This window comes from Streptosporangium sp. NPDC000509, assembly GCF_042898365.1.
Lineage (GTDB): Bacteria > Actinomycetota > Actinomycetes > Streptosporangiales > Streptosporangiaceae > Streptosporangium.
Genome location: NZ_JBIAYX010000001.1, coordinates 639,700 through 652,066, shown reverse-complemented (window position 1 = coordinate 652,066; position 12,367 = coordinate 639,700). Strand labels below are relative to the sequence as shown.

Here is a 12,367-nt window from a genome sequence, read left to right as displayed (position 1 = left end):
CCGGAACGAGGTGTCCAGCCGCCCGCAAGGAGGAGAAGTGAACATCCGCGTCGTGATCGCCGACGACCAGGCGATGGTTCGCGCCGGGCTGAAGCTCGTCGTGGAGAGCGAGGTCGGGCTCGAGGTGGTCGGTGAGGCCGCCGACGGGATCGAGGCCCTCGCCGTGGCCCGCCGTACCAGGCCCGACATCGTGCTGATGGACATCTCGATGCCGCGCATGGACGGCATCACCGCCGCGAGGCAGTTGCTGGGCCAGCAGGACCCGCCGAAGGTCGTCATACTGACGACCTTCGACACCGACGAGAACCTCTACGCCGCGCTTCGGGCCGGGACGAGCGGGTTTCTGCTCAAGGTCTCGCCGCCCGAGCAGCTCGTGGAGGCGATCCGCGTCGTCGTCGCCGGGGACGCCCTGCTCGACCCGGCCGTCACCACCCGCGTCATCGCCTCCTTCGCCGGACGCCACGACCCCGCGCCTCCGCCGCAGCTGGCCGATCTCACCCCGCGCGAGCTGGAGGTGCTGCGCTTTCTGGCGCGCGGCCTGACCAACGCCGAGATCGCGGGGGAGCTCTTCGTCGGCGAGGCCACGGTCAAGACACACGTGGCGCGGGTGCTGATGAAGCTTCACCTGCGCGACCGGGCTCAGGCGGTGGTGTTCGCGTACGAGTCGGGCGTGGTCCGGCCGGGGGCGGCGGTCGGGTAGTAGGAGATCCACTCCTCGCGGCTCATCCGGAGCATCTTGACGCCGAGATGCCCCAGCGCGACCGCGGGGGCGATCCACATCGGGATGGTCACCGGACCGTACGGGACGACCAGCGAGGCGCCGTAGCCGATCAGGACGACGAGCGGCACCCACCAGTGCGCGAATCCGGCTCGCCAGACGCCGATCAGCAGGACGGGCAGGCCGAAGAGGGCGAAGAACAGCCAGGGCATCTGAAATCCGAAGACGACGCCGGGCAGGTTCAGCATCTCGTCGAGGATCCGCTGCGTCTGCTCGGGGGTGTTGCGCTGCCCGAGCCACCACTCCACCGGGTCGGTCAGGAGCAGGCCCGACAGGCTGATGTAGCCGATGACGGTGAGCGGGCCGACGATGTGGCCGAAGACCACCGCGCGGCGGCGCATCACGTGCAGCAGGCCGAGGGCCGCGACGGCCATCAGCAGGTAGGACCAGTGGTACATCACCGACTGGACCTGGGCGAGGGCGGGGTTGTCCCCGAAGCTGACGGACTCGCGATCGTCTCCCCAGGTGCCGGGGTCGACGATGACGGCGATCGCCTGGAGCAGCGGGGCGACGATCAGTAGCACACCTGAGGAGACACGCCGGAAGTCGGCTGAATCGTGAAACATGGTTTTTCCTGCCTGTGCGGGGCTTCTCTCACTCAGGAAGGTAGGGGGCGGATACGTGCCGGGGCGTCCCTCACCAGGCTGATCCGGGGTCCCTCTCGTGGGGTATTCAGCGGGTAATAAGGTCTCACAGTGGGGTGGTGGGAGTTGTGAGAACCGCCTCTTCCAAGGTCTGACCCACAGTGCGCGGACTTGCGACCAGAAAGATGAAGCGATGTTGCACGAGAAGCTTGAATCGATTTACGACAGCGTCCTGCGCCGCAACCCGGGGGAGATCGAGTTCCACCAGGCCGTTCGTGAGGTGCTGGAGAGCATCGGCCCGGTTCTCGGCAAGCACCCCGAATACGCCGAATCCAAGATCATTGAGCGGATCTGCGAGCCGGAGCGGCAGATCATCTTCCGGGTGCCCTGGGAGGACGACCAGGGTGAGGTGCACATCAACCGCGGTTTCCGGGTCGAGTTCAACAGCGCGCTCGGCCCCTACAAGGGCGGCCTGCGCTTTCACCCCTCGGTCTACCTCGGCATCGTCAAGTTCCTCGGCTTCGAGCAGATCTTCAAGAACGGACTGACCGGCCTGCCGATCGGCGGCGGCAAGGGCGGCTCGGACTTCGACCCCAAGGGCCGCTCCCAGCGCGAGATCATGCGCTTCTGCCAGAGCTTCATGACCGAGCTCTACCGGCACATCGGCGAGTACACCGATGTCCCGGCAGGGGACATCGGTGTCGGCCAGCGCGAGGTCGGTTACCTGTTCGGCCAGTACAAGCGCATCACCAACCGGTACGAGTCCGCGGTGATCACCGGCAAGGGGCTCAGCTACGGCGGCGCGCAGGTCCGCACCGAGGCGACCGGGTACGGTTGCGCCTTCTTCGTCGAGGAGATGCTCAAGGCCCGCGGCACGTCCTTCGACGGCAAGCGCGTCGTCGTCTCCGGCTCCGGCAACGTCGCCGTCTACGCGATCGAGAAGGTACGGCAGCTCGGCGGCACGGTGGTCGCCTGCTCCGACTCCTCGGGGTACGTCATCGACGAGAAGGGCATCGACCTCGACCTGCTCAAGCAGGTCAAGCAGATCGAGCACCTGCGGATGGACGCCTACGCCAGGCGGCGCGGCGGCGGAGTGTCCTTCGTGGCGGGACGGAGCGTCTGGGAGGTGCCGTGCGAGGTGGCGATGCCGTCGGCCACCCAGAACGAGATCACCGGCAAGGACGCCGAGGCGCTGGTGCGCGGCGGCTGTATCGCGATCGGCGAGGGCGCCAACATGCCCACCACGCCGGAGGGCATCCGGATCTTCCAGGAGGCCGGTGTCTCCTTCGGCCCCGGCAAGGCCGCCAACGCCGGCGGTGTGGCCACCAGCGCGCTGGAGATGCAGCAGAACGCCAGCCGCGACTCGTGGACCTTCGAGTTCTCCGAGCGCCGCCTCCAGGAGATCATGCAGGACATCCACGGCCGCTGCCTGAAGACCGCCGAGGAGTACGGCATGCCGGGCAACTACGTGGCCGGTGCCAACATCGACGGCTTCAAGCGCGTCGCCGACGCGATGCTCGCCCTCGGCCTGATCTGAGGTCCGAGCCGGGACGTCTGCCGGCGACCGCCAAAGGCGTCGGTCACCGGCACACCGCTGCCGCCTCCCCTCGCGCTCCCGGGCGCCGAGCCCGCCGCCCCTGTCCGGGGACGCTCATCCGGCGAAGCCGTGAAGGGGGCGTCTAGGAGGCGAAGAGCCACTCCAGAGCGGTGAGGGACTTACCGGCGTACGCGTCCCGACCGGTTTCGAGGCCGTAGGCCAGGTCCTCGAAGACGCTGCATCTGCCGTAGAAGACGGCGCGCTCACGCAGGGCGGCGGTGTCACCGGACCGGTAGCGGCCGAGGGCGGCGTCCAGGGCGGCGGGGCCGAGGTCGCGGTACAACAGACCGAAGTCGTAGGCCGGGTCGACGATCGCGGCGTCGCTCCAGTCGATGACGCCGGTCACCGCGCCGGTGGCGGGGTCGACGAGAACGTGCTCGATCCCCAGGTCGTTGTGCGAGAAGACCGGGTCGCGGCCTGGGGCCGGGGGAGGGGTCTTCAGGAAGTCCCGCACCGCCCGGTGGTGGGCCTCGGGGATCTCCTCGGCGATCGCGGGATGGATCTCCGTCGCCTCGTCCAGCCATTCGGACGGCGGTGGGGCGTCCACCTCCACCAGCCCGGCCAGCCGATCCGCCGGAACGGCGTGCGCGGCGGCGAGCAGGCCGCCGAGCGTGGCGGCGACCGACGGGCCGTGGGCCAGCCGCTCCGGCAGGGGCAGGTCGAGCAGCGGCCGGCCGGGGAGCCTGCGGTAGGCGAGGCAGCCCCGTTCCGCGACCGTGAACTCCGGCTCGGGGACGGGCACCGGTGAGAGGCCGGCGACGGCGGCGAGCAGGCGGGCCTCACGCGCCACGAGTACGGCCCGCCGCGCCGGATCCGGCTCCTTGCTGAAACGTACGATCAACTCGCCGTTGACCTGGTATGCGACGTTGTCCTCGCCCTCGCCGAACGGTGTGACGGTCTCGACGTGGTAGCCGGGCAGGTGCTCGGCCACCGTGTCACGGACGTCGTCGGCGCGGTCGTGGTTCTGGCTCCCCATACCGCGACCCTACCGATCACACCGAAGGGCCGAGGCGCCCGCTGATCACGTTCTCGACTCGCGCCGGAATACCTTAGGTGAACACGGCGGTCGTCAAGCCGGCTGATCCGGCGCTCGCGGGGAGCGTGGATCAGCCGGCCGACATGACGAGCGGGACACCTGTCAGGGGGTGGGCAGGCCGCTCTCCAGTCGGCATCCGTCGGTGGTCCGCGTGTTGTCACAGCGGTTGAGTTGGAGGCTGTCCACCACGTAGGCGAAGGACTGGCCGTTCGGGCTCACCACCGAGAGTTGCACGGTGGCCGCGCCGGCCGGTGCGATCGCCGAGACGTTGTGCTCCGCCCAATCGGGTGTCAGGGCATGGAGCGAGCTGTCACTGTTCGAGATCAGCGTGTTCGACGCGTTGTACCAGGAGAGCCGCAGCTTGACGCCGCCGGAGGTGGCGGTCGTGAGCCGGACGAAGAACTTGTATCGCTGCCCCGGCGTCACCTGGGGCCTGCGGGTGACCGACAGGATCCCCTCGGCCCACGACTGGACGTTCACGGTCAAGGACCGCCGGCCGTCGTAGTAGCGGGCCGACACCTGCTGGTCCGCTCCAGGTGGAGTGACCTGCATCCATCCGCCGCCGGAGACGGTGAAGCCCGTCGGGTACCCATGGGGCGCGTCCGCCTCGATCGTGCGTTCCTGCGCGGTCAGCAGGTCGTTGCTGTACCCGATGTCGCAGCAGAGCGGCGGGGTGAGCATCGACCAGGTGGCGAGGTTGGCCTTGCGAGGGTGCGGATAGGCGCTCGTGTAGAACGTGGCCGTGGTCTCGCTCGGGTCGTAGTAGTTGTTGAACTCCTGGTCCACCTGCCAGGTGTGCCACTGGGTGGACATGACGTCGGTGTCCTCGTGGAGGACCGTCTCGGTGACCTTGGCGTGGTCGACGTCGAACAGGTGGATGAACTCGTGCAGCATGGTCGCGCTGTCCCACTCGTCGGTCGCCGCGACGCACAGGAGTTCGCAGAAGGCCTGCGCCGTCCCGTCGAAGTCCTCGAACACCATGTAGGTACGGTTGGCGTGGTCGTAGCCCGCCGCCGCCAGGTCGTCCTCGACGACGTCCGCGGCGGTCTCGCCGCCGATCACCCCGCTCTCGATCTTCTCCGGCACCACGAGGGCGCGCGCGTAGTCCGCGTAGCTGCCGGTGCCGTAGCCGGTCCGGCAGCTCAGATTGACATGCTGGTCGTAGTTCGTGGACTCGTCCAGTGACCAGTCCACCCGGTCGACGATCTTGGCGATCCTCTCGACGAAGTCGTCGTAGCGGTTCCCGGACTCCTCGTGCCAGGCGTAGATCACCTGGACCGCGGGGATGCTCCCCGCGGCGTTCCTGGGGTCGGACAGCGTGGTGGCGCAGCCTCGCCGGGGAATGTCCGCGTCCGCCGGTTGGACGTAGGGAACATAAGGTTCGGAGCCGATGGGACTGAAATCGGCGCGTGCCGTATCCGCCATCAGGACGACAAGCGCGACTACGACCAGCGCGGACGTGAATCGCTTGAACCGTGCCAACAAAGGATTTCCCTCCAGGGGTTTACCGTGCCGTGAACCCGTAAACGCGCATGGCGGGTTCCCGAGAATTCCGGATGTGTTCTCGGTGGTATATCGGTAAGCGTTTTTCGGTCGGCGGCGCCGACCCCGAACGTGACCCTTCCGACTGGGCCGTGAAACGTGGCCGGGAACGGATCTCGCCGAGTTCGGGTTCCGCCCGATGTGATAGCAGCGCTGTGAGCAGCGGTGATGACAGGGGAAGGGGTGGGGTCACCGGTCCGGCCGTCGAGCCCTCGGCTCGGCGACGAGGGTCGAGTGGGCCGGGTTCAGAGTTCGCTCATGTGACCGGTGGCCGGGTGTCGTCGGCCTTCACGAGCCTGGAATCCCATTCCGAAGAAATGTGTCCTGAATGTATGCGGTTGATGACCGCCTCACCTCTTCACCTTGGAATCATCGGACCAGGCAAAGGTAAACAGCACCTGTTTCGGCTCGATTTCACAATGACTCCCTGTTCTGTTACTGCTGGGCGTCATGGCGTCGGTTTCCGAAGTTGAAAAGGCGAAGGTCGCGAAGGGGTGCGGTTACCGGCGGCGCGTTCGCCGTTGCTCACTCCGTCGCACGCGCGATCTCGTCGAGCCGGGGGCGGTGAGGATACAGGGCGCCGGGGCGGGGAGTTGTGCCGCCGATCGCCGCGCTCGCCGACCGGCCCTCGGCCGGGCGCTCACCGGCTGCCGCAGGGGGATCCGTCGCGTTCACTGTCGGCGGCGACCGGATGCCGGGTTCGGGAAAGCCGTCCGCGCGAGGGTGGTGCCGTCCGCGGGAGGTGGTGCCGTTCGCCGGAGGGTTGGCGGTGCGCCGGCCGGGGCAGGCCCTGTGTCCCAGGACCTGCCCCGGCCGGATGTGCGCTCAGCCCGCGCCGGGGACGACGGCGGTCCTCTCCTTGAAGTCGTAGCCGTGCTGGGTGGCGTTCTGCCGCAGGTTGTTGAAGGAGTCCTTGCCGGCCTGGAGGTCTGCCTCGGTGGCGGTGCCGTTCTTCAGCTTGGTGGTCAGGGCGCTGAAGCTGTCGGTGACCGCCTTGACCCCCTTGCACAGGGTCGGGTTGGCCAGGGCGAAGCGCCGGGCCACCTTCAGTTCGTGAAGAGTGAAGAGACCGGCGACGGCGGCCTTGGCGAAGGTCCGCTTCCGCTTCTCCGCTCCGGCCTTGAAGCCGCCGCTCTGTAGCGGTTGGTAGATGTAGCGGTAGAAGGCGCCCAGAGCGAGGCCCGCGTGCAGCGCGAAACGGGTCTTGGCGAACCTCTTGGCGTTGACGCCGGTGGGGCACTCCTCCGCGGTGTACTCCTGGGCGGCGCCCTCCCCGGAGAGGTCGGCGGCGGGCGGGGCGCCCGCGGCGGGTGGAACGGCCGCGGATGTCGTGGCCACGGCGGTTTCCGGTTTCACAGCGGTGGACTGACCGCCGCCGCAGCCGCCGACGAGCAGTGTCACGGCCAGCAGTGCCGCTGCCGGAACGGCAACGGATCGGGCACTCCGTACAGGCATCTTCCCCCCCGGATGACGGTTACGGCGTCGCCTTTCACCCCATTTGTACCCTTTGTAGCTGCTTCAACGCTTTCCGTAAGGCGATCGGCTCCTGTCGCGCCTCGGTGGCTCGGCTCCGGGCGGCCCTCCGGTGGCCCCCTCGGGGGCCGGGGGTGACGTCGAGTCGCGCCTCGCCCCCCGAGGGTCCCGATCGCAAGTAATCGCCTGTTTACTTGTGGTCGTTTTGGACGCGAAAAAACAGGGTGCAAATTCGCTTTCTTCGACTAAGGTCGCCAATGCCTTTATGTCGCCTTTAATGCGGACATCGCCCCCTGATGCTCCGTAGGCGACACCTCGGTATCCCCTCGTACGAAAGGTGGCCGGTGCGTTACCGTCTTGCGCCCATTGCGGTGGCTGCTGCTTTTTCCCTCCCGTTCATTTCCCTTTCCCCTTCCGTACAGGCCCAGGTCAAGCCGTGCCACGGCAATGGCACGGACGGCGCGGTCCAGAGTCCCATCGAGATCGACCGTTCGGTGGCGTGCCCGGGCGTCGGTCCCGCGATCGCCGTCCACTACCCGCACAGCGTGGACGGGACGCTCCTGTTCCAGGACAAGCCCCCGCTGGAGGAGGCGAGCGAGCACGACGACGTCAGGTTCGTCATCGGCACCGGCGGTACCCAGCCGTACATCACCTACGGCGGCCAGCGCTACAACCTGAACAACGTGCACTTCCACGGCCACGCCGAACACAAGTTCGCCGGTCAGCCCTTCGCCCCGCTTGAGGCGCACTTCGTCCACGAGCGGGCGACCGGGCCGAAGGGGTACGTGGTCTTCTCGGTCCTCGTCGACGCCAGGACCTTCCACGGCCTGTCCCAGCATGATCGCCTGATCGCGTCGCCCCCCGCCCTCGGCGAGTCCAGGAGTCTGCACGGTGTCGACCTGAAGGCCATGCTGCCCGAGAGCCACGCCACCTACCGCTACACCGGCTCCCTCACGACGCCGGACGAGACCGGCACCTACTTCCAGCCGGTCAACTGGGTCGTCTTCAACCAGCACGCGAAGGCGCACCAGAACAACATCCAGTCGTACAGGTCCCTGTGGGGTCCGGAAGGCAATCACCGGGAAGCCCAGGAAAACACTCCGAAGCCCAACATTTACTCGTACCACTGATATCACGCTATTCCGGGCCCGCCCGGTCTCATGACGGTGACGACCGCGCCGGCCGAGGTGTACCTCGGCCGGCGCGGTCGTCTTACATGCTTGGCGTGGGCGTACTCGATCCCGCTGAGTGGTCGCGTGTGGCCGGCTCGACCGGCCCGACGCCTGCCCCCGCCCCCCTGCCCGTGGGGCCTCGATCTTCTGTATCCCCGCTCCCGTAAGGGATGCGGCAAAATGGACATAGGTTGTGTATATTTTCCGTTAAACACTCATGCTTGAAGGAGGATTTATCGTGACGGCGTTCCCTCGCGTACTGTTCGACGAGGCACACAGCGAGTCGTGGACCATCCGGCGGGACGTGGCCGAGACGATGAATCCCGGCCACCCCGACGACAGCGGCTACGTCCGTGCGGCCGGGCTGTTGCGCGGACTGGGCCACTCCGTGGACGCGCACGTCGAGGGCCCGCTCACCCCCGGCCTGCTGAGCGCGCGGGACGTGCTGGTGATCGCGCATCCCTCCGCCGACCGGTGGGAGCGCACCACCGGGCTGGGCAGCCCGGTCTTCCCGGTCGAGGAGCTCGACGCGATCGAGGAGTACGTCCGCGACGGCGGCGGGCTCGTCGTGCTGGCCGAGTACGAGCAGGAGAAGTACGGCAGCAACCTCACCGAGCTGCTCGCGCGCTTCGGTGTGGGCGTCGAGCACACCCTCGTCCGGGACCCCGGGAGCGCACACAACGGCGTGGCCTCCTGGGTCCTGGGCACCCCCCGGAACGCCTCGCACGACTCTCGAAGCGGCCAGGACCTGCTCGCCGGGGCCCGCCGCGCCTGTTTCTACCGGGCGGGGACGCTCACCGTCTCCGACCACGCGACCGTCCTGTTCGCCACCTCGCCCACCGCGACCCCCGCGAACCGCCCGCTGGCGGTGGCCGTACGGCACGGGGAGGGCCGCGTCGTGGTCGTCGCCGACTCCGACCTGTTCGGTGACGACTCGATCGGCGACTACGACCACGCCGCGCTCTGGGGCAACCTCGTCACCTGGGCCGCCCGCGTCCCCGCCGTCAAGAGCTCCGCTGTCAAGAGCTCCGCCGCCGAGGGCTCGGCCGTCGGGAGCGCCGAGGCCGCGGAGGACGCTGAGGACGCTGGGGCCCGCGCCGAGTTCCAGGCGCTCAAGGACGCCGTCGAGGCGATCAGGCCGTTGCAGGCCAAGGACGGCTCGATCCAGGAGGAGAGCGACCGGGAGCGGGCCGCCGAGCTGGTCTCGAAGATCGTCGGACATGTCGAGCGGCTCGCGCCGCGCTTCCCGCACGACGCCGCCTACCTGGCCGCCGTCGTCGCCGACTTCGGCAAGTGGGTCGACCAGGGGCTGGGCGTCCCCGACTTCCTCGACGCGCTCGACGCCTTCCACCCCGACACCCAGCGGGTGGACGGGCTGGAGCACCTGGTCGTCTTCCCGATGTACACCCAGAACGGCACCACCTTCCGCCACATCGAGGCCGTGTGGATCCGGACGATCTGGCCCGAATGGCTGGCCGAGCTGGAGCGGACCCGCTACGACAACCCGATGTTCGTGCCGATCGCCTTCGAGGACTTCACCTCCGGTTACGACACCAACTCCGCGGTGCTCTTCCCCGAGACCGTCGCGGTCCGCGAGACCCCGGCACGCTTCACCTGGGGCGGGATCTTCGCCGACCGGGAGGCCGCGAGGTTCCGCGTGGTGAGCGGTGCCGCCGCGGCCACGCTGAAGCTCGCGCTGCCGCCGGACGCGGCCAGACTGATCGCGTCGCAGGAGCTGGCCCAGGACACCTTCGTGCTCTGGGACCTCATCCACGACCGGACCCACAGCCACGGCGACCTGCCGTTCGACCCCTTCATGATCAAGCAGCGCATGCCGTACTGGCTCTACTCCCTGGAGGAGCTGCGCTGCGACCTGACCGCGTTCGGCGAGGCCGTGAAGCTGGAGCGCGAAGGCGTGCCGCACGCCCGCTACGTCCAGCTCGCGATCCTGTTCGACCGGCTGTTCCGCTTCCCGATCACCGGTAACCGGGTCCGCAACTACGACGGCCTGGGCGGGCAGCTGCTCTTCTCGTACCTGCACCGCAACGACGTCGTCCGCTGGACCGACAACCGGCTCAGCGTCGACTGGGACCGTCTCGCCGAGGGGGTCGCGGACCTGCGGGGCGAGGTCGAGAAGCTCTACAGGGACGGCATCGACCGCTCCAAGCTCGCCCATTGGCTCGCCGCCCACCAGCTGGTCGCCACCTACGTCGCGCCGAACCCCGCCTCGGTCTGGGCCGGCGGGGCCGAGGCCCTGCCCGTGGAAGGATTTCCCAAGGCCGTGGTGGACGCGGTGCTGCCCGACGAGTTCCCGCTGAGCATGTTCTACGAGGCCCTGCGCCGTAAGCTCGGCGATGTCGTCGACTCCACGAAGGGGATCCGAGCATGATCATCCTTGTCACCGGTGCGGGCGGCCCCGCGGGCCGGGCCGTCGTCCGCAGGTTCACCGGCGAGGGCCACACGGTGATCGGCGTCGACAAGAGCGGCGCCGACGGGTGCCTCGCGGTCGACCTGCTCGACGCCGCCGCCGTGCAGAGGCTCGCGGCGGACGTGCGGGCGGAACACGGCAGGGTGGACGGGATCGTGCACCTGGTCGGCGGCTGGCGCGGGTCCAAGACCTTCGCCGAGACGTCGCTGGACGACTGGGAGCTCCTGCACGACCTGCTGATCCGTACCCTCCAGCACGTCACGCTCGCCTTCGAGCCGCTGCTCAGGGCGAGTGAGCGCGGCCGGTTCGCCATCGTCTCCGCGAAGGCGGCCGAGCGCCCCACCCAGGGCAACGCGGCGTACGGCACGGCGAAGGCCGCCTCCGAGGCCTGGACCCTCGCCTTCGCCGACGCCCTGGAGGGCACCGCCTCCACCGCGAACATCCTGGTCGTCAAGGCGCTCGTGCACGAGGGCATGCGCGCGGCGAGCCCCGAGCGGACCTTCCCCGGCTTCACCGACGTCGACGACCTCGCCGAGGCGATCGACGACCTGTGGAAGACCGACGCCAACGGCACCAGGATCGACCTCACCGTCGACGCGAGGCGGGAGGGGGGGACCGCGTGACGGACGCCATCCGCAGGCACGACCCGCTGGTGAAGGGCTTCGCCAGCGACAACTACGCCGGGGTCCATCCCGAGATCCTCCAGGCGATCGCGCTCGCCAACGGGGGTCACCAGACCGCGTACGGCGACGACGTCTACACCGCCGCGCTCCAGGAGGTCTTCAAGAAGCACTTCGGCCCCGCCGCGCAGGCGTGGCCGATGTTCAACGGCACCGGGGCCAACGTGGTCGCGCTCCGTTCGATGACCGCCCACTGGGAGGCGGTGGTCTGCGCGGAGTCGGCGCACATCCACACCGACGAGGGCGGCGCCCCCGAACGGTCGGCGGGGCTCAAGCTGCTGCCGGTCGCCACCCCGGACGGCAAGCTCACCCCCGAGCTGATCGACAGGCAGGCGTGGGGCTTCGGCGACGAGCACCGGGCACAGCCCAAGGTGGTGTCGATCACGCAGACCACCGAGCTGGGCACGCTCTACACGCCCCAGGAGATCGGCGCGATCTGCGACCACGCCCACGACCTGGGCATGCTCGTCCACCTCGACGGCGCCCGCGCGACCAACGCCGCCGCCGCGCTGGACGTGCCGCTGCGCGCGTTCACCAGCGACGTGGGCGTGGACGTGCTGTCCTTCGGTGGCACCAAGGCCGGCCTGATGTTCGGCGAGGCCGTCGTGGTGCTCAATCCCGACGCCGTGCGCGGCCTGCGCTACCTGCGCAAGAGCACGATGCAGCTCGCCTCCAAGATGCGGTTCGTCGCGGTGCAGTTCGAAGCGCTGCTCGCGGGCGACCTGTGGCTGCGCAACGCCCGCAACGCCAACGCGATGGCCCGGCGGCTCGCCGACGCCGTGCGGGACGTGCCGGGGGTGGAGATCCCGCGCCCGGTGCAGGCCAACGCGGTCTTCGCCATCCTGCCGGCGGACGTGACCGAGCGCCTGCAGAAGCGCTTCCGGTTCTACACCTGGAACGAGGCCACCGGCGAGGTCCGCTGGATGACCGCGTTCGACACCACCGAGGCCGACGTGGACGCGTTCGCCGCCGCCGTGGCGCAGGAGCTACGTCCGCGCCAAGATCTGTCGTAAGACGCGTCGTGAAGGCCCGGCGCGGGGACCCTTTCAGGCCTCTTTCAGAGGGCCGAAACCCCCC

10 protein-coding genes are annotated in these 12,367 nt (G+C 68.9%); 6 read left to right on the top strand and 4 right to left on the bottom strand.

Annotation, left to right across the window (positions count from 1 at the left end; genetic code table 11):
• Nucleotides 1-37: 37 nt before the first annotated feature.
• Entirely contained in the window at nucleotides 38-700 is a 663-nt protein-coding gene (locus tag ACFY3D_RS02620) for a response regulator transcription factor (protein WP_350947385.1), read from the top strand.
• Here the strand turns inward: ACFY3D_RS02620 and ACFY3D_RS02615 are convergent.
• Nucleotides 640-1,344: a hypothetical protein gene (locus tag ACFY3D_RS02615; RefSeq protein WP_389973926.1), complete on the bottom strand. Its 705-nt coding sequence runs from the start codon at nucleotides 1,342-1,344 to the stop codon at nucleotides 640-642. The two genes, ACFY3D_RS02620 and ACFY3D_RS02615, sit on opposite strands and share 61 nt — an antisense overlap.
• A 211-nt stretch (nucleotides 1,345-1,555) precedes the next feature.
• On the opposite strand from ACFY3D_RS02615, the gene gdhA reads away from it, so the two are divergent.
• A complete protein-coding gene (gene gdhA / locus ACFY3D_RS02610; protein ID WP_389973923.1) occupies nucleotides 1,556-2,899 on the top strand; it encodes an NADP-specific glutamate dehydrogenase in 1,344 nt (447 codons plus the stop codon).
• Nucleotides 2,900-3,041: 142 nt separating this feature from the next.
• Here gdhA and ACFY3D_RS02605 read toward each other — a convergent pair whose 3' ends face one another.
• The 3 genes from ACFY3D_RS02605 to ACFY3D_RS02595 form a co-directional block, all read right to left on the bottom strand.
• Entirely contained in the window at nucleotides 3,042-3,935 is an 894-nt protein-coding gene (locus ACFY3D_RS02605) for a phosphotransferase family protein (protein WP_389973920.1), read from the bottom strand.
• A 162-nt stretch (nucleotides 3,936-4,097) separates the two neighbouring features.
• Complete coding sequence (locus ACFY3D_RS02600; protein ID WP_389973917.1) at nucleotides 4,098-5,477, bottom strand: hypothetical protein; 1,380 nt, start codon at nucleotides 5,475-5,477, stop codon at nucleotides 4,098-4,100.
• Between the two features lie 885 nt (nucleotides 5,478-6,362).
• Nucleotides 6,363-6,992, bottom strand: coding sequence for a hypothetical protein (locus ACFY3D_RS02595; RefSeq protein WP_389973914.1), 630 nt, complete (start codon nucleotides 6,990-6,992; stop codon nucleotides 6,363-6,365).
• A gap of 314 nt (nucleotides 6,993-7,306) precedes the next feature.
• Here ACFY3D_RS02595 and ACFY3D_RS02590 point away from each other — a divergent pair, with 314 nt between their 5' ends.
• From ACFY3D_RS02590 to ACFY3D_RS02575, 4 genes are all read left to right on the top strand, one after another.
• The gene (locus tag ACFY3D_RS02590) at nucleotides 7,307-8,140 is read left to right on the top strand and encodes a carbonic anhydrase family protein (protein WP_389973911.1); all 834 of its coding nucleotides are present in this window, start codon (nucleotides 7,307-7,309) and stop codon (nucleotides 8,138-8,140) included.
• Between the two features lie 280 nt (nucleotides 8,141-8,420).
• Complete coding sequence (locus ACFY3D_RS02585) at nucleotides 8,421-10,571, top strand: DUF6421 family protein (protein ID WP_389973908.1); 2,151 nt, start codon at nucleotides 8,421-8,423, stop codon at nucleotides 10,569-10,571.
• Entirely contained in the window at nucleotides 10,568-11,233 is a 666-nt protein-coding gene (locus ACFY3D_RS02580; RefSeq protein ID WP_389973905.1) for an SDR family NAD(P)-dependent oxidoreductase, read from the top strand. The genes ACFY3D_RS02585 and ACFY3D_RS02580 overlap by 4 nt, the downstream gene beginning before the upstream one ends.
• Nucleotides 11,230-12,303: a threonine aldolase family protein gene (locus ACFY3D_RS02575; RefSeq protein ID WP_389973902.1), complete on the top strand. Its 1,074-nt coding sequence runs from the start codon at nucleotides 11,230-11,232 to the stop codon at nucleotides 12,301-12,303. The genes ACFY3D_RS02580 and ACFY3D_RS02575 overlap by 4 nt, the downstream gene beginning before the upstream one ends.
• The last annotated feature ends 64 nt before the right edge of the window (nucleotides 12,304-12,367 follow it).

What these genes read in the sequence shown, in the direction of transcription:
- ACFY3D_RS02590 (WP_389973911.1), top strand. Translation starts at nt 7,307, where the DNA reads ATGCTCCGTAGGCGACACCTCGGTATCCCCTCGTACGAAAGGTGGCCG.
- ACFY3D_RS02615 (WP_389973926.1), bottom strand. Translation starts at nt 1,344, where the DNA reads ATGTTTCACGATTCAGCCGACTTCCGGCGTGTCTCCTCAGGTGTGCTA.
- gdhA (WP_389973923.1), top strand. Translation starts at nt 1,556, where the DNA reads ATGTTGCACGAGAAGCTTGAATCGATTTACGACAGCGTCCTGCGCCGC.
- ACFY3D_RS02595 (WP_389973914.1), bottom strand. Translation starts at nt 6,992, where the DNA reads ATGCCTGTACGGAGTGCCCGATCCGTTGCCGTTCCGGCAGCGGCACTG.
- ACFY3D_RS02580 (WP_389973905.1), top strand. Translation starts at nt 10,568, where the DNA reads ATGATCATCCTTGTCACCGGTGCGGGCGGCCCCGCGGGCCGGGCCGTC.
- ACFY3D_RS02605 (WP_389973920.1), bottom strand. Translation starts at nt 3,935, where the DNA reads ATGGGGAGCCAGAACCACGACCGCGCCGACGACGTCCGTGACACGGTG.